15 protein-coding genes are annotated in these 15703 nt (G+C 37.1%); 8 read left to right on the plus strand and 7 right to left on the minus strand.

What is annotated here, in order from left to right:
- Nucleotides 1-9 precede the first annotated feature (9 nt).
- From FJR38_RS23580 to FJR38_RS23590, 3 genes are all read left to right on the plus strand, one after another.
- Nucleotides 10-2055, plus strand: a complete 2046-nt coding sequence (locus FJR38_RS23580) for an ARC6/PARC6 family protein (protein ID WP_254449539.1) — start codon at nucleotides 10-12, stop codon at nucleotides 2053-2055.
- A gap of 602 nt (nucleotides 2056-2657) precedes the next feature.
- Nucleotides 2658-3908: a DUF4912 domain-containing protein gene (locus FJR38_RS23585; protein ID WP_168498310.1), complete on the plus strand. Its 1251-nt coding sequence runs from the start codon at nucleotides 2658-2660 to the stop codon at nucleotides 3906-3908.
- 82 nt (nucleotides 3909-3990) lie between these two features.
- Nucleotides 3991-4917 carry a phosphodiester glycosidase family protein gene (locus tag FJR38_RS23590; protein ID WP_168539753.1) on the plus strand — a complete coding sequence of 309 codons (927 nt, stop codon included), beginning with the start codon at nucleotides 3991-3993 and terminating at the stop codon, nucleotides 4915-4917.
- A 101-nt stretch (nucleotides 4918-5018) separates the two neighbouring features.
- Here FJR38_RS23590 and FJR38_RS23595 read toward each other — a convergent pair whose 3' ends face one another.
- On the minus strand, nucleotides 5019-5603 hold the full coding sequence (locus tag FJR38_RS23595) for a cytochrome b (RefSeq protein WP_168498306.1): 585 nt from the start codon (nucleotides 5601-5603) through the stop codon (nucleotides 5019-5021).
- Nucleotides 5604-6016: 413 nt separating this feature from the next.
- Here FJR38_RS23595 and glp point away from each other — a divergent pair, with 413 nt between their 5' ends.
- Nucleotides 6017-7240 carry a gephyrin-like molybdotransferase Glp gene (glp, locus tag FJR38_RS23600; protein WP_168539755.1) on the plus strand — a complete coding sequence of 408 codons (1224 nt, stop codon included), beginning with the start codon at nucleotides 6017-6019 and terminating at the stop codon, nucleotides 7238-7240.
- A gap of 86 nt (nucleotides 7241-7326) precedes the next feature.
- Here glp and FJR38_RS23605 read toward each other — a convergent pair whose 3' ends face one another.
- The gene (locus tag FJR38_RS23605) at nucleotides 7327-8922 is read right to left on the minus strand and encodes a B12-binding domain-containing radical SAM protein (protein WP_168539757.1); all 1596 of its coding nucleotides are present in this window, start codon (nucleotides 8920-8922) and stop codon (nucleotides 7327-7329) included.
- Between the two features lie 452 nt (nucleotides 8923-9374).
- Between FJR38_RS23605 and FJR38_RS23610 the strand changes: the two genes are divergently transcribed.
- Both FJR38_RS23610 and FJR38_RS23615 read left to right on the plus strand, forming a co-directional pair.
- Nucleotides 9375-10484, plus strand: a complete 1110-nt coding sequence (locus tag FJR38_RS23610; RefSeq protein WP_168539759.1) for a DUF262 domain-containing protein — start codon at nucleotides 9375-9377, stop codon at nucleotides 10482-10484.
- The gene (locus tag FJR38_RS23615) at nucleotides 10481-11158 is read left to right on the plus strand and encodes an MAE_28990/MAE_18760 family HEPN-like nuclease (protein ID WP_168539761.1); all 678 of its coding nucleotides are present in this window, start codon (nucleotides 10481-10483) and stop codon (nucleotides 11156-11158) included. Before FJR38_RS23610 ends, FJR38_RS23615 begins: the two co-directional genes overlap by 4 nt.
- Nucleotides 11159-11206: 48 nt before the next feature.
- On the opposite strand, the gene FJR38_RS23620 is transcribed toward FJR38_RS23615, so the two are convergent.
- Both FJR38_RS23620 and FJR38_RS23625 read right to left on the minus strand, forming a co-directional pair.
- A complete protein-coding gene (locus tag FJR38_RS23620; RefSeq protein ID WP_168539763.1) occupies nucleotides 11207-11548 on the minus strand; it encodes a type II toxin-antitoxin system PemK/MazF family toxin in 342 nt (113 codons plus the stop codon).
- Nucleotides 11548-11793: a toxin-antitoxin system protein gene (locus tag FJR38_RS23625; protein ID WP_137908816.1), complete on the minus strand. Its 246-nt coding sequence runs from the start codon at nucleotides 11791-11793 to the stop codon at nucleotides 11548-11550. Before FJR38_RS23625 ends, FJR38_RS23620 begins: the two co-directional genes overlap by 1 nt.
- 134 nt (nucleotides 11794-11927) lie before the next feature.
- Here FJR38_RS23625 and FJR38_RS23630 point away from each other — a divergent pair, with 134 nt between their 5' ends.
- Entirely contained in the window at nucleotides 11928-12134 is a 207-nt protein-coding gene (locus FJR38_RS23630) for a hypothetical protein (RefSeq protein WP_168539765.1), read from the plus strand.
- 53 nt (nucleotides 12135-12187) lie between these two features.
- Here FJR38_RS23630 and FJR38_RS23635 read toward each other — a convergent pair whose 3' ends face one another.
- Together FJR38_RS23635 and sipA are read right to left on the minus strand one after the other, a co-directional pair.
- Nucleotides 12188-12460, minus strand: a complete 273-nt coding sequence (locus FJR38_RS23635) for a DUF2281 domain-containing protein (protein WP_168498294.1) — start codon at nucleotides 12458-12460, stop codon at nucleotides 12188-12190.
- A gap of 204 nt (nucleotides 12461-12664) precedes the next feature.
- The gene (sipA, locus tag FJR38_RS23640) at nucleotides 12665-12907 is read right to left on the minus strand and encodes a regulatory protein SipA (RefSeq protein WP_168498292.1); all 243 of its coding nucleotides are present in this window, start codon (nucleotides 12905-12907) and stop codon (nucleotides 12665-12667) included.
- 174 nt (nucleotides 12908-13081) lie between these two features.
- Between sipA and FJR38_RS23645 the strand changes: the two genes are divergently transcribed.
- Nucleotides 13082-13663, plus strand: a complete 582-nt coding sequence (locus FJR38_RS23645; RefSeq protein ID WP_168539767.1) for a hypothetical protein — start codon at nucleotides 13082-13084, stop codon at nucleotides 13661-13663.
- A 54-nt stretch (nucleotides 13664-13717) separates the two neighbouring features.
- Here FJR38_RS23645 and FJR38_RS23650 read toward each other — a convergent pair whose 3' ends face one another.
- Nucleotides 13718-15640 (minus strand): lipoxygenase family protein, encoded by a 1923-nt coding sequence (locus FJR38_RS23650; protein ID WP_168539769.1) that lies wholly within the window; start codon nucleotides 15638-15640, stop codon nucleotides 13718-13720.
- Nucleotides 15641-15703: the final 63 nt, after the last annotated feature.

The raw sequence follows: 15703 nt of genomic DNA on the forward strand, positions 1-15703 counted from the left end.
TAATCAAAAATGCCGCTAAAATTCCCCTTAGAAACCCTCACAGATAACAACTCCAAATATAAAGAAGCTCAAAATCTCAGTATCGAAATTACCCCAGACCGATTTGTTGGCTCTTTGCTAATTCTCCAAGAATTAGGAGAATATGAATTGGTATTAAAACTAGGTCGTCCGTACTTAGTCAATAAACCTAGTAAAGTTAGTGTCAAAACAGGTCATTATCTCACTCAAACAGAAGTTCTAGGAAATCCAGACTTACCAGATATTATCCTCACTGTCTCTTTAGCTTGCCTAGAACTAGGACGAGAACAATGGCAGCAAGGTCATCATGAAAATGCAGCCGTATCTTTAGAAACCGGTGAAGAATTATTAGCACGAGAAGGGTTATTTCCCAGCGTCCGGGCAGAAATGACCGCTGATCTTTATAAACTGCGTCCCTATCGCATCTTAGAACTATTAGCCTTACCACAAGCACAGATTGCCCAACGTCGTCAGGGCTTTGAACTATTACAAAGCATCCTTGAAGATCGTGGCGGTATTGATGGCAGCAACAACGATCAATCTGGCTTAAATATAGACGATTTTTTACGTTTTATCCAACAAATCCGCCATTATTTAACAGTAGCGGAACAGCATAAGCTATTTGAAATAGAAAGCAAACGTCCCTCAGCGGTAGCCACATATTTAGCAGTATACTCTTTAATTGCCAGAGGTTTTACTCAACGCCAACCAGCTTTAATCCGCCAAGCCAAACAAATGTTAATGCACTTGGGAAAACGCCAAGATGTACATTTGGAACAATCTCTCTGTGCCTTGCTGATGGGACAAACCGAAGAGGCTACCCGTGTTTTAGAACTAAGTCAAGAATATGAAGCTTTAGCTTTTATTCGGGAAAAATCCCAAGACTCACCAGACCTATTACCAGGACTGTGTTTATACACCGAGCAGTGGCTACAGCAAGAAGTATTTCCTCACTTTCGTGATTTAGCGAAACAACAAGCCTCTTTAAAAGATTATTTTGCCGACCGACAAGTACAGGCTTATTTAGAATCTTTGCCCACTGATGCCCAAATAACTCATGAATGGGCAGTCATTAATCATCAATCCTTTCCGCAAGCAGATATTAACCATACTCATAACACCACAGAAACACACCCCTATTATCACCAACCATCCAACCCTGAATTACTAGAAACACCCCCTCGAACTCAACCTGAATCTTCTCAGATTTCCATCCCCAGATGGAATAATGCAGCCACAAATGGCAGTGGAGGGAATCAAGTATCACAAATACCCCCAACACCAACAGCCGCAACGGTTAATCAAAGACCAAATCAACGCCATAGCACGAATACACCAACTACAAACCAGCAAACTCCCAAGCGCAGACGACGTAAACCTAACACTACTAAAATTTCCCGGCGTTTTTTGCAGTCTCAAACTAATTTTCTCAGTAACCTAGATCCCAAAACCCGTTTAGTTTGGCTAGTTTTCTTATCATTAGCCGGAATATTAGTTTCTTCGTTGTTAATATCCACAACTTTTGGTTGGGTAAAAAATACTTTCTTTCCTGGTCCATTATTGCAGGGAGAACAGTTAGCGATCGGACTAAATCAACCACTCACAACCATTCCTGACCCCAACAGTCAACCCCAGTCAAACGATGAAGAATTAACAAGTGAGACCGCAAAGGAAGTGATTGAAACTTGGTTAGCTGCTAAAGCTTCAGCGTTAGGACAAAATCATGACATTGATGGTTTAAGCGATATTTTAACAGGCTCAGTTTTATTACAATGGCAGTCAGTAGCTAAAGACGAAATAGCAAATAACCGCTATAGAGAATATCAGCATAATGTAGAAGTAACCACTGTCTCTAAAAAAGGCACAGATAAAAATTATGTATCCGTAGACGCTAAGGTACAAGAAGTTACCCAGTTTTATGAAAATAATCAGCCAAAGAAGTCTTCTGATGAAAACTTGCGTGTTCGTTATGATTTAGTTCGTAAAGAAGGTAAATGGCATATTCAGCGAATGTCAGTCATACAAACGTTTTTGTAATTGGTCAGTTGTCAGTTGTCAGTTGTCAGTTGTCAGACGCAAAATATCTCTCAAACTTTCTTGCCTTCGCGTCCTTCGTGTCTTCGTGGTTCATTATTCCCAAGATTTACGCAAAATCATGAAGAAACGTATCGCTAACGCGAAGCGTGGCGTTAGCCATACCGCAGAGGACACGGAGAAAGAAGAGTTTCAGAGAGTTATTGCGTAAGTCCTATCTCTTTTCCTCTAAATGTCATCAAATTTTGATATTAAAGCCTAGTGCCGGATCAATATATTAAGATTTCATGACATTTTGATCCCCAAAGAGCTTATAACTACGTAGAATATAGGAAAACCTACCTTTAGACCCCTTGATCCCTGGATAGTTTTACTGGTTAATATTTACTTAACAACTCTTTGCGATCCCAAAGAAATGCAAAACATAAGCATAACTAGGAATTAGAGGAGCTGGTATCTCAATAAAAAAAACAAACAGTAAACAAATTTAAAACTGGGGCAAACCAGGAGTCAGGAATAAAAAAATCTGGGTAGATGATATTTCATCCAACTTTTTTTAACCCGGAAAAAATAATTTACCTTTCAAACTACTGGAGGCCAAGTTAATGGCAAAAGAACGCCCACCGCTAGAGGAGATGACATTACGGCAATTACGGAAAGTTGCTAGTGAATACGGTATATCTCGCTATAGTCGAATGCGTAAATCGCAGTTGTTGGCATCAATTCAAGACGTTCAGCAAAGTAAATTCTCGCTCAGTTCATCTCGTACTCAGGAGGCACAAGAAACAGTGGAAGCAGCAAAATTCGAGCTAGGTCAAGAAGATCGTACTGGTGGCTCTCTAGCCGACGTTGATGAAGCTCTAGCCGATTTACCCGCTGGTTATGGTGAAAGCCGGATAGTTTTACTACCCCGCGATCCTCAGTGGGCTTATACTTACTGGGATATTCCTAACGATCATAAAGAAGAACTCCGTCGTCAAGGTGGACAACAACTGGCACTGCGGATTTATGATGTCACTGATCTGGATCTAGATTACCAAAGCCCCCACAGTATTCAAGAATACCCTGCTGATGAACTAGCCAGAGAATGGTACTTGCCAATTCCAGTGAGCGATCGCGATTATATTATTGATGTAGGCTATCGCACCGCTGATGGTGGCTGGTTAGTATTAGCACGTTCTGCTAGAGTTCATATTCCCCCTGTCTATCCTTCCGACTGGATTGAAGATGTCTTCATCACAGTAGATTTTGAAGAAGACTTGCGCGGTAAAACCTTCTACGAACTTGTTCCCCCCTCCAAAAAATTACCAACAGCTAACGGTAATGCTGGTGGTGGAAACCCCATTTACGAAGAAATCTTCGGTATGGCAGAATCTGCTGAAGCCCAAAGGGTTGCAGGTTCTATATTCGGTTCTATGCAGCACGTCCCCGGTTCTGCTGCTCCAGAACAAGTTCTCAGTTCCTACATTTTCCCATCTGGTGTAGGTATGTGGGCTATTCCTAGTGTATCTGGTTTAACCATGTCCGGTGTAGGAATGTCCGGTGTCGGCTTCTCCGCTTCCGCTGTTCCCGTTCGTCCTCGCAAATTCTGGTTAGTTGCTGACGCTGAATTGATTGTTTACGGTGCAACTGAACCTGATGCAACTGTAACTATTGGTGGTCGTCCCATTAAGCTTAATTCCGATGGTACATTCCGCTTCCAAATGTCCTTCCAAGATGGTGTAATTGACTACCCCATTCTAGCTGTTGCGGCTGATGGTGAGCAAACCCGTTCTATTCACATGAAATTTGAGCGCGAAACACCTTCTCGTAATACTAATACCAAAGATGAAGCTGTTCTGGAATGGCTTGCATAATTGTTGTATCTGAAAATTAACCATAACTGCAATTGTTAATTTTACCCGCTATAGTATTCCTGTAGCGGGTTTTTTACATTTTATGTTTGCCAAAAAATTGATTTTTTTATCTTTGTTAAGTCTTACGACAACTTTAATATCAGGTTGTCAGGATATGGTAGCTAATTCAGCACCCAAACAGGCTGCTAAGTGTCCTGGTAAAAATGCTCAATTTAGTATTGATTTTTTTCAAGCTAATAATAATGGTGAAAGATATAGTAAAGGTATCAATCATGTAATTATTTTTAATCCTAAATCACCAGAGTTAGATTTTAAAGTAAATGTGGGTTTAGCTCATCAAATTTATGCTAAAGATGCTAGAGGAAGATTTCAGAAAAAATATGTCCCAAAACAGTTCAGAGAAATCATCACTGATACTAATTCTAAATTAAATGGTAAATCACCAATTGCGGCTATTAATGCTGATTATATAGATCCACAAAATCAACCCCAAGGATTAAATATTTCTCGCGGTGTTGAGTATTCAGGAGCATTTAAAAATAAACGTTCTTCCTTTGGGATATCAGGAGGAAATCCTCAACAACGCCAAGCAACTATGGGAATAGGAAGAAGAGGAGCAAATATTCTTAATTACAATATGGTGGGAGGTAATGGTAGATTTTATAATCAAGGAAAATTTAAGGATATTTGTCAAGCTTTAGGAGAATTTGCCTGTAAGGGTGCTACTAATCGTTCTCTAGTTGCTATTACTAGTAAAGGTTATGTCATTTTGTTGGTAAATGATCTGAAAGCTAATTCTAGTATGCAGTTTTCTGCTAATAATAAAGAATTACTCCCCAATCAATTTGATGATGTGTTATCAGGAATTGCTAAAAATAACTGTTTAGGAACAATTAAAGAAGGGATGTTATTTGATGGCGGAATGTCTCCAGGGTTATTTTATAAAAATAAAGTCTATGTGGAGAATTTCGGTCCAATTGGTTCGGTATTTTTAATTTATAAAAAGTGAATATGTTTTGTCGAAATCCAAAAAAGGATAGGGAAATTTAAGCTGACAAGATTTCTCCACAAAAAGACTTTTTCCCTAAACCCTATGTAAATTACTTGATATTATTCCCTGGATAAGTTATTATCGAATTTGATGATTTTCATGAATTTACGCCAGAGCGATCGCACTACTTTTCTTTGTTGAATTGTGTGGAGAATAATAAAAGCCAAAAATGTATAGGCTAACCAAAAATGCAAATTTCTCCCAATATCAACCATTTCTGAATTTTGGGGGAAAATATCTGGTAAAACAATGCCAAAAAAACTCACATTATTACTTTTATATGAGTTAGAAAGCAAGAAACCAGCAACAGGAACAGCCCACATAAAAATATATAAACTGCTATGTAGAGCAACAGTTTTAAACCATTCTGGAGTCAACTTAGGAAATTTTTTAGTATATTTTCGCCACCAAACACGCAACAATACTAAAATTCGCCAAGTGAGTACAGCCATCACTAAAACAGCTATTGATTTATGAAAATCATAAAGGGAAGAACGAATAAAAACTTCCCTTGGCAACCTGGCCATAAATGTTCCAGTTGCGAACAATATTATATAACCAACTGACATCCACCAATGGATTGACATTAGGTGCTTAAAAGCAGAATTTTGTCTAGGTTTAGGAGGTGTATTAGCTGAAAGCATATATTATAATGATTGATGAAATTATCTAATAAACCAAGTTGCTAGTTATCTAGTTGAGGCTGGTAATTGGTGATTGGTAATTGGTAATTGGTGATAAAATTCCAGTTTTCATTCTGTATATCCTTAAATCCTGGACATTATCTCGACTATGGCTACGCCACGCAGGCTATCGCTCGATAACCACCTGATTCTGACAATTTCTCTAATTAGCAACTTACGTTAATAGTAAAGTTTTGTAAATTTAGTTTAGCAAAGATTTAATTCAAATGACAACTAACAACGCTTAATAAACCAGATTTGAGACTATTTTGATCTCTTTCTCATTCTTTCTCGCTATCTCCTGAATGGGCGCAAGCCCTGCGCCCCTACCTTCTGTCACCTTTTTTCCTTAAACCCTAAATAGCTTATTTATTATGTTATCAGTCAAAGATGCAGAAACTATTATTGTTAATGCTGTCCAATCATTAAATCAAAACCGTGATATTGAAGTTGTTGATTTATTAACAGCTTCACACCGAATTTTAGCAACTCCAGTAATTAGTTCTTTAGATTTTCCCCATTGGGATAATTCCGCAATGGATGGTTTTGCAGTGCGTTATGAAGATGTGCAGAATTCCAGTCTTGAAAATCCTACCATTTTGGAAATTGTGGAAGAAATTCCCGCCGGATATCAACCCCAAGTTACTATTAAACCAGGACAAGCAGCGCGAATTTTCACCGGTGCAATCATGCCAAAAGGTTCAGATACTGTAGTTATGCAGGAAAAAACTAATTTGCAGGAAAATAAAGTTTCTATTCTTTCTGTACCTCAACCGCAAGAGTTTGTTAGACACCAAGGGGATTTTTACCAAGCAGGAAAGGAACTTTTACCAGCAGGAATTCCCCTGAATGCAACGGAAATTGCTATTTTAGCAGCGACACAATTGCCTAAAATTAGTGTTTTCCGTCGTCCACGAGTGGCAATTTTTTCCAGTGGTGATGAATTAGTTACACCAGAGCAAACCCTAAAACCTGGACAAATTGTTGATTCTAATCAATATGCTTTAGCAGCTTTAGTAAAAGAATTAGATGCAGAAGTGTTAATGTTAGGAATTATTAAAGATAATCCTACTGCTTTAACAGAAACTATAAATTATGCCATTAATAACTCTGATATAGTTCTTTCTTCTGGTGGCGTTTCCGTCGGTGACTATGATTATATTGATAAAATTTTAGCATCTCTTGGTGCAGAAATTCATTTTCGCGCTGTGCAAATGCGTCCAGGAAAACCTTTGACTTTTGCCAGTTTTGCCAGTTCTCTCTACTTTGGTTTACCTGGAAATCCTGTTTCTGCTTTAGTAACATTTTGGCGATTTGTCCAACCAGCAATTAAAAAACTTTCGGGTGTGGCTACAGGTTGGGAAGCGAAGTTTATAAAAGTAAAATCTGGTTCTGAATTAAAATCTCAGGGAAAAATGGAAACTTATATTTGGGGTAATTTAAATTTGATTGATGGTGTTTATAAATTTTATCAAGCAGGTGGTAATTTAAATTCTGGCAATTTAATTAATTTAGCTCAAACTAATGCTTTAGCTGTTTTACCAGTGGGGAAAACTTTGGTTTCCGTTAGTGAGGAAGTTTTTGTTTTACAGTTATAGCAAAAAGCAGGTTATCAGGAATTAGGCTGAAAAAACTTAAAACCAAGAATCCCCGTGTCTTTAGACCGGGGAGTGCCAAGATATTGCTAAACTACTGCTTCTGCTTTTTCGGCTGCTTTTGCCTGAACTGGTATGTATGGTGTTTCTGCACCTTGGGCTAAATACGCTGCTAATTGGCTTTCAATTTCATCACGGACAATTTGCCGATATTCCATGAAATGCTCAATGTGAGCGCAGGTGGAAACATACTGTTCAATCACCTTGGGATTATGCTTGAGAATGCTAAATAAGTGATGCCAGAATTTCCAGCGAGTTTGACGTTTAAATCCTTGTCGCCAAATTACAATTAATAAGGCTCTCACAACTACCCATTCTGGCATTTTTGCTGGCACTGTATATTTAGCCGAACCCAACATCATAAAACAGCGATAGGTGCGATCTAAATAGGCAGCCGGGTCATATAAAGCACAGAAAGCTTCCACATATTCCCTAGCAAGTTCTTCTAGGGGACGGGTAGGAATGAAATTCATCAATGTGGTTTGATTGATATTTCCATCTTTGTTTTCCCGCAGTCTGCCTTCTTTGGTGAGCCGATGCCATAGAGCGGTATTAGGTAACGCTTGTAACATGGCAAAGGTGGTGGAAGGGATAGCTGCTAGTTCGGCAAATCTGACAATGCGATCGCCCGCACCCGCTTTTTCACCATCAAAACCAATAATAAACCCAGCCATTGGCCGCAGTCCAGTTTTGATAATGGTTTCTACAGATTCAGTTAAAGAACTGCGAGTATTTTGGAATTTCTTAGTTAGTTGTAAACTATCTTCATCGGGGGTTTCAATCCCCAAAAATACCGCTTTAAATCCACAATCAACCATCAACTCCATCATTTCTTGGTCTTGTGCCAAGTCAATGGAAGCTTCTGTGTCAAAATTGAAAGGATATTGATGATCTGCCATCCAAACTTTTAACTCTTTCAGCAACAATTTCACATTCCGCTTGTTGCCAATAAAGTTATCATCCACCATAAACACACCCCGCCGCCAACCCAAATCATAGAGATAATCTAACTCGGCTAAAAGTTGTGCTGGTGTTTTGGTTCTGGGTTTGCGTCCATACAAAACAATGATGTCGCAAAATTCGCATTGGAAGGGACAACCCCGCGAAAACTGTACGGACATCATATCATAGGCATTAAACTCTAATAAATCAAAGCGGGGAATGGGTGTACCTGTGACATCAGGTTTTTCAGCAGCCCGGAAAACTCCAGATTTTTCACCTTTTTTCACTGCTTCCACAAACATAGGTAAAGTCAGTTCCCCTTCATCGAGAATCAGGTAATCTGCCCCTGCGGCTTCGACTTCATGGGGTGTAGAGGTAGGATAAGGACCACCCAAAGCTACTAACTTACCCCGGCGTTTCGCTTCCCGGATTTGCTCTAGTAAATCTTGTTTTTGGACAATCATGGCAGAGAAAATGACAATATCTGCCCATGCCCATTCTTCTTCTGTGGCGGCGCGAATGTTACGATCTACAAGTTTAAATTCCCACTCTTGGGGCAAAATCGCCGCTACTGTCACCAAACCCAGCGGTGGTAACAACACCTTTCTGTCAACTAGTGCCAGAATTTTCTCATAAGACCAAAAGGTTCTGGGAAATATTGGATAAACTAGCAAAACACGCATAGTATCACCCCTCACGATTTATTTGTGATCTAACTGTAACCAAAATTAAGACTATTTGACTTTTTTCTCAATTTGCCTTGAGGACTATATTTTTTCTTTCAAAATCGAATATTTTCGGGTGTACCTCATAGTATATTAGAGGTTTAAGTATATTTTAATGCCACAATTCGCTAATAAGAGTAAATTTTTGCTTTGGAGCGTTTGTTTAAGATATACGAGTTTCATTTTAGACTAATTTTCTATCAATAATAGATGCTTACCTAAAAATATTAGGTTGTTATCCAAAAATTTTCTTGATATCATTTAAGTATCTAAATAGATAAAATTGTTTATTGTGATACTTTTACTACTTAATTCCAGTTAGATATGATCAAGGAAAATTTTCAGTATGATAAACTAATTCTCTATATCTAAAAAAATAATTGTAGTTAAACAATCAATTAGGAAAAAATATGTCTGATTTAGATAAACAGGTTGGTGAAAAACGCAAAGAAATACACACTGATGCATATCCAATGTCAATTGGTGAGGTAATTAACCTTTATACTGATGGCGATTTAGATATACATCCAGAATTTCAGCGCATATATCGTTGGAATGAGGGACAAAAAAGCCGCCTTATAGAGTCAATATTACTAGGTATTCCTTTGCCATCGTTTTTTGTTTCTCAACGCAATGATGGTGTGTGGGATGTAGTTGATGGTTTACAAAGATTATCAACAATATTTTCATTTTTAGGAATTTATAAAGATGAAGATGATGAATTAGAACCTCCCTTAAAGTTAATAGGTACAGAATATCTTCCAGAACTTGAAGGAAAGTATTGGAGTGAAGAATTCAATGAAAATCACCTCTCAAAAGAACTGCAAAGGGCATTCAAAAGAGAGAAAATTGACTTGAAAATAATAAAGAAGGAAAGTGATGAACACACAAAATATGAACTTTTTCAACGTCTGAATACTTTTGGTAGCTCATTGTCTGATCAAGAAGTAAGAAACTGCTTACTCATAATGATAAATAGACCAATGTATAATTGGTTATCAGAACTGGCAATTGATGAAAATTTTACTTCAGTATTTCCGCTAACATCTAAACAATATGATGAACAGTATCATATTGAGTTAGTGTTAAGATTTTTAGCATTTAAGGATGTAGATGTTGATAGAGTAAAGAAGCTGAATGATATAGGTGAATTCCTGACTAAAAGAATGAAGGAAATTGCTTCTGATCTTAACTTCGATATGACCTTGGAGAGCCAAAAGCTTAAAAAAACTTTCAAAATTCTAAATTTATCTTTAGGTGAAAATGCTTTTAAAAAATATCAGCAAGGTAGATATTTAGGTGCATTTTCCTTATCAATATTTGAGGTGATAGGGCTAGGTCTTGGTTTTAATATTGATATGTATGATGAAAATAGTTCCGCAAATCTGGATAAAATTAAAAATGTCTCTGAGCATTTATTAGAAAATCCTGAATTTACAAAAAATAGTGGATCTGGCGCACGTGCATCATCAAGGCTACCTCATATTTTACCTATGGGGAGAGACTTATTAAGATTATGAAAGTTAGATCTATCGACGAACTAGAAGAAATAATAGCACAAGATTTTTCTTGGCGTAGAAAAGAACTTACTAATCTTAAAAACCTCTGCTTATCTTCCAAAAATCAAATTAAGAACACTTTGCTAAAATCTGGAGTAGTCATTTTGTATTCACATTGGGAAGGATTTGTTAAGAAATCTTCAATTGCGTTTTGTGAATATATCAATGGAAAAGGTATTCCCTACAATCAATTAATTTGTAATTTTCATGTTTGTGCAATTCTTGAATATTTTCAAGGGCAATATCCTCACAAAAATTTTAAAGCAGCTTTGAGCTTAGTGGATGGTAGTGGAATACAATTAAGTAATAAGTGCAGTATAAATTCAGAAAAATATATTGATACTAAATCGAATCTTAATTCAGAAGTATTAAAAGAAATAACAATGAAAATAGGCATTGATTACAGTCTATATGAGACGAAAGAAAATCTAATCGACCAAAGGTTTTTGGGTTTCAGAAATGCAGTATCTCATGGAGAGTATAGAGATATTGAAGAAAGTGATTTCTTAGAACTATTTGGAGAGATAACTACATTGATTGAAATATATAAAAACCAAATTCTAAACTCAGCTATTCAGGAGTCATACTTGAAGATCCATAATTCTTCAACGCTGAGTTCGCCTGAAATAAAATAGAATAGAGAAAAGCGATAGTAATTTTGTTTTAAATAGTTAAGCAATAAACTACAATCCCATTAAAATTTTCAGCCTGTCTTCGACTTCTGCTAGTGTCTCTGAAGACACATTTCCCCAACACTTATCCAGACGTTCCACAGATATTGATCTAACGTCTTCACATTTAATAAAACTTTGGGTTTTCATCCCTCCCTCTGGAGAGTTAATTTTTACGTGAAAGGGGATTCCTTTATCTTTCGATGTAATCGGTAACACAACTACTAAACCAGATGCACCTTGATTAAATAGATCCACCGAAATAATTAAACAAGGGCGTTTGCCAGCTTGTTCATGTCCGCGCACAGGATTAAGGTCTACTAGCCATATCTCCCCTCTAGCGATTTGTGTCACTAACCTTCAACCCCGTCCGCTATAGTTTGCTCCCATAACTGTCTCTCAGAAACCTCTTCTTGCCACAGTGTTTCATTCTGCCTTAAAACAGTAAAAGCTTCATTGGCTCGTGTCAGAAACAAAGACCTACGATAATTCTCAATAGCTCGATCTAAAACCGATTGAATTGTCTCACCAGAGTCCTCTACCATCGTTAGCAGAGTTTTGTGTGTAGTTTCACTGATGCTAACTTTTAGTTCAGGCATGACTTTTTCTCGTTGCTCACTGACATCATTATAGCAGTTGCGAGGGCGATAGCGTAAGCGCTGACTTGTCAGTTCGCATGAGATAAACTAGAGGGGAGCGATTCTAACTTATTATGCTTTAGAGGTTTTAATATATGACAAACCGTGAGCAATTTATCCAAGAACTAGAACAAGCTCCTGATGATATTGTACAACTTTTACTAGATTATTTACACCGTGTGAAAGCTACACGAAAAGATCATCCTCTAGCCAAATTTGCAGGAATTCTAAGCCACGCAGAAGCAACAGAGATAAAACAATCAATTGCTGAATGTCGGCAGGTGGATAAAAAGGAGTGGTGAAATTGCTTTAGATTTAAGATAACGAGCGCAAACATTAGTATCTAGCAAATAAATCATGCAGCTTCTTCACTTTGGGCAAAATTATCCTCATCATCAATAACAATAGGATCATCTTGACAACTACCATAAGTTTGTTCAAAAAAACCAGGAGGCCAGCCTAATTCCTCCGGTGATTTTTGCTGAGATTTACCTTTTGTGTATATATCCTGTTTTTGTGACTTGAACTGTAAAAACTCAATAAAATTCAAAACCTCCTCCTGTTGTTGAGGGGTTAGATTTTGGACTATTTCCAAAATAGATTTCTGCCTTTCTACTGCTTGAGTCATAATTAAAAATCCTCCTCTTCTAAATTTACAACTTGCACAAGTATTTGATGTGTTGAGTTTTTATCTTGATTATCAGGCAGAAATGAATGATTATATTGAACAAAATCAAGTGCCTCATGAATTGGTACATCCTTTTGTGAAAGCTGCATTCGGCAGAGTATGACTATATTCTGCCTTGAGGATTAACGTTTTTTTACACTTGGATCACTCCGACTGGGGTTCAGATGGTTTTTCTATACTTTCAATGTATTGGCTATCTATGAGAAAACTACCTCTCGTAAAGCGTACACCCCAATAACCACCAGGACGACGGTCAATAACTATACCTTCTTCGCCAATGTGAATGACATCAGCAGGACGTAACATAGGCATAGGTTCAGCAGTTTTAACATAGGGTGGTAATGAGATCACGCGGACTTTACTACCTATTGGGAATTCTGGCGACATTTGGTAACAGTTTGTAATTTTAAATAATTGCTAGTCTTGTTAAGATATACAGCGGATTATTGAGAAGAGAACATAAAATTCTCAATTAAGTCTATTTTACTCTAAATCATGAATTATGCTGGAATTACTGTGGCTTTTTTTGTATAAAATTCAATGGTATCGAATTTGAGAATTATGAAACCTAAATTTCTAAATTATTCCCTGGCGCTATTGGTTATCTGTGGTGGATATACAATTAATACATCTGTATCAGCTAATCAACCAGTACAAATAGCTCAATCTATATGGAAGTTATTTTATGCTCCTGATAGTAGTTTCCGGATTTTAATGCCGGGTAATCCCAAGGTGGAGAAACAAACAGTAAAGACGAAATCTGGCAATATTGAATTAAATATGTTTACTGTGGAACGCAAACAAGAGGACGTTAAATATGTGGTGGGATACGTTGATTATTCGTCTGAGTATATTGAATTATTAAATCGGAATAATCTTGTAGAAAAGGCTTTAGAAAATGGGCGTGATAGTGTGGTAAAAAAAGCCAAAGGTATTTTAATTAGTGAACAAAAAATTACTTTAGGTAATTATTCTGGTAAGGAAATTAGCTATAGTAAACCTGGGGACAAAATTGTTAAACAAAGAATATACTTGGTTGATAAAAGATTGTATCAAGTAAGTGTGGAAACTACAAAAAGAAGACAGAAATATTTAACTAAGAGTATCGAAGGATTTTTAAATTCCTTTAATGTAGCTTCGTAGTGACTCTTTTATGGGCGGGATTTCCCCGCCACAACTTCTTTTTTCTGACTCCTATTAAATATTAATGCTGTTGGGAATCAGCGAAGGTAAAAGATAGGGATACTCAACACCGCTATCTGTAAAGCGCAGTTGATTACGTCCTTTAATCGTACCTTCAATTAATGATAAATCATTTTGGAATTGGGCAAGAATTTGGCGATCGCTCTTTTTGGCAAATTGAATTAAATCAGAACTTCCTAATTTACTCCAATGGATTCCACTCAAAGCTGAAGTTAACTGCATTTGCAGTAAATCTTTATCTGTTGGTGGTAAAAATTCCTCTAAACTAGCTGGTGTATCAGGATAGCTATAATTAGCTAAAGGTGCATTAGGAGTATAGGTAATATAATCAAACTGACTGAAGTTCAAAGCTGCGTGTTGGGGTCCACAGGTAAAAATGGTAATAGTGGCAATATCTATTAATTGTTGTAAACTACCAATTTTGATAAATCCCGGAATTCGCGGATAGTTAGGTAGTTCTTGGGGTTCAATTCCTGATTCTGCAACTAATTCTTTGGGTAGCCATGCAGGTGCTTGGGGAAAATCTGATTTAGGGCGGGTATTTAAAGGTGCAGCTAATTCTTCAGCCCAAGCTTGCAAATAGGGATCTTGTTGTACGGCTTTGTCGTCTGGATAGTAATTTCGTAAAAACCGAGTCACATATTTAGCGATCGCTTCCCATAATAACAAAGCATCATCACGATAAGGATATTCTGGTAAAAACTTGGGTTCAATTCCCCGTAATTCAATATCATTTAATAGGGAATAATACCAAAAAGATTTTTCCCGATAAGCCTTACTCATGAGCTTTCCAGAAGTTTGGATAGTAGGAGCCATGAGATTATCAATTGCTGCTCCTGCTGCCAATAATATACTATTTCCCCGGCTATTAATGGCAATTAAAAACTTAAAATGGGGAGCAAGTAATTGATGGACAGGATGATTATATGGTAACTGTCTGGGAGTAGCAATAGCTAAAGCTTCCATTGCTAAATGAGTATAAGTCAAATGAGAAATTAATTCATGATGGGTAGCATCAGCAGTTTGCACATATAATTTCGCTCGCATCCAATCATCAGCCGCACTTCCAGAAATTACTGGAGTTACTACCCTCCCTTTTTCAACTTCAATTAATACTGGTTCTAATCCTTGATCAGTACGATAAAATAAAGCTACTGGGCTACCAACATATTTACCAGGTTGCAAATCAGTAACTTCTAAATCTTTCAACAATGGATAATCAACAATAAATAAACGATTGTCCCCTGCGGCTTTAACTAAATCTACAGTCCCATTATTTGCTAATTTATAAGGTTGAGTTGCTAAAGATTGGATTAAACCTTGATCAGTTGGTTGTACTCGGCGGATTATTGTTGGGTTAGCACCTGCTAATCTTTGTCGGGCAAATTCGCGATCGCTTAATCCTCCATCCCGTTTATGAATTACACTCATTATTGGTGGAGGTGTCCCATCAGCTTTAGTTAAAGCCGCAAAAAATAGCTTTCTTTGCTCCTCATTTCGTTGGAGAACAGGGAGATTTTTATCTAATTTTTCCACTGCTTTTTTTGCAGCCGAAAGTCGTTTAATTAACTTCTTCCTTTCTTGAATATAACTACTATTAAACTGTTCATTAGGTGGTAAATCAAAATTAAACCATCCCGATTGAAAAATTTCACAATCTACCAACAAAGTCGCTATATTTATCCAATCTTCCTCCAATTTGTTAACTTTATTTTCTAACTCAGTTAACAACAAACTCCAAGGTTCAGACAATTTTCCTTGTGCTAACAGATTTTCACATAGCTTAGTCAAAATATAGCGTACTGCCCCATCTTCCCCCGTATAGGGAAATAACCGTGCAGCCCCTTTTTGCTCTAAATTACTGGAATTATAGCGATAATAACCTTTTTGTTCACTTAAAGATGGTTGCTTTGTCATAACAGGTAAAATGAGTGAGAGTATAGAACAATTATTTGCGGTATAAAACCACATCTGATTGTA

The sequence above is a fragment of the Anabaena sp. UHCC 0253 genome, assembly GCF_009712085.1.
GTDB lineage: Bacteria > Cyanobacteriota > Cyanobacteriia > Cyanobacteriales > Nostocaceae > Dolichospermum.

Coding starts and splice junctions, on each gene's coding strand:
- FJR38_RS23580 (WP_254449539.1), top strand. CDS start 10: ATGCCGCTAAAATTCCCCTTAGAAACCCTCACAGATAACAACTCCAAA.
- FJR38_RS23585 (WP_168498310.1), top strand. CDS start 2,658: ATGGCAAAAGAACGCCCACCGCTAGAGGAGATGACATTACGGCAATTA.
- FJR38_RS23590 (WP_168539753.1), top strand. CDS start 3,991: ATGTTTGCCAAAAAATTGATTTTTTTATCTTTGTTAAGTCTTACGACA.
- FJR38_RS23595 (WP_168498306.1), bottom strand. CDS start 5,603: ATGCTTTCAGCTAATACACCTCCTAAACCTAGACAAAATTCTGCTTTT.
- glp (WP_168539755.1), top strand. CDS start 6,017: ATGTTATCAGTCAAAGATGCAGAAACTATTATTGTTAATGCTGTCCAA.
- FJR38_RS23605 (WP_168539757.1), bottom strand. CDS start 8,922: ATGCGTGTTTTGCTAGTTTATCCAATATTTCCCAGAACCTTTTGGTCT.
- FJR38_RS23610 (WP_168539759.1), top strand. CDS start 9,375: ATGTCTGATTTAGATAAACAGGTTGGTGAAAAACGCAAAGAAATACAC.
- FJR38_RS23615 (WP_168539761.1), top strand. CDS start 10,481: ATGAAAGTTAGATCTATCGACGAACTAGAAGAAATAATAGCACAAGAT.
- FJR38_RS23625 (WP_137908816.1), bottom strand. CDS start 11,793: ATGCCTGAACTAAAAGTTAGCATCAGTGAAACTACACACAAAACTCTG.
- FJR38_RS23630 (WP_168539765.1), top strand. CDS start 11,928: ATGACAAACCGTGAGCAATTTATCCAAGAACTAGAACAAGCTCCTGAT.
- FJR38_RS23635 (WP_168498294.1), bottom strand. CDS start 12,460: ATGACTCAAGCAGTAGAAAGGCAGAAATCTATTTTGGAAATAGTCCAA.
- sipA (WP_168498292.1), bottom strand. CDS start 12,907: ATGTCGCCAGAATTCCCAATAGGTAGTAAAGTCCGCGTGATCTCATTA.
- FJR38_RS23645 (WP_168539767.1), top strand. CDS start 13,082: ATGAAACCTAAATTTCTAAATTATTCCCTGGCGCTATTGGTTATCTGT.
- FJR38_RS23650 (WP_168539769.1), bottom strand. CDS start 15,640: ATGACAAAGCAACCATCTTTAAGTGAACAAAAAGGTTATTATCGCTAT.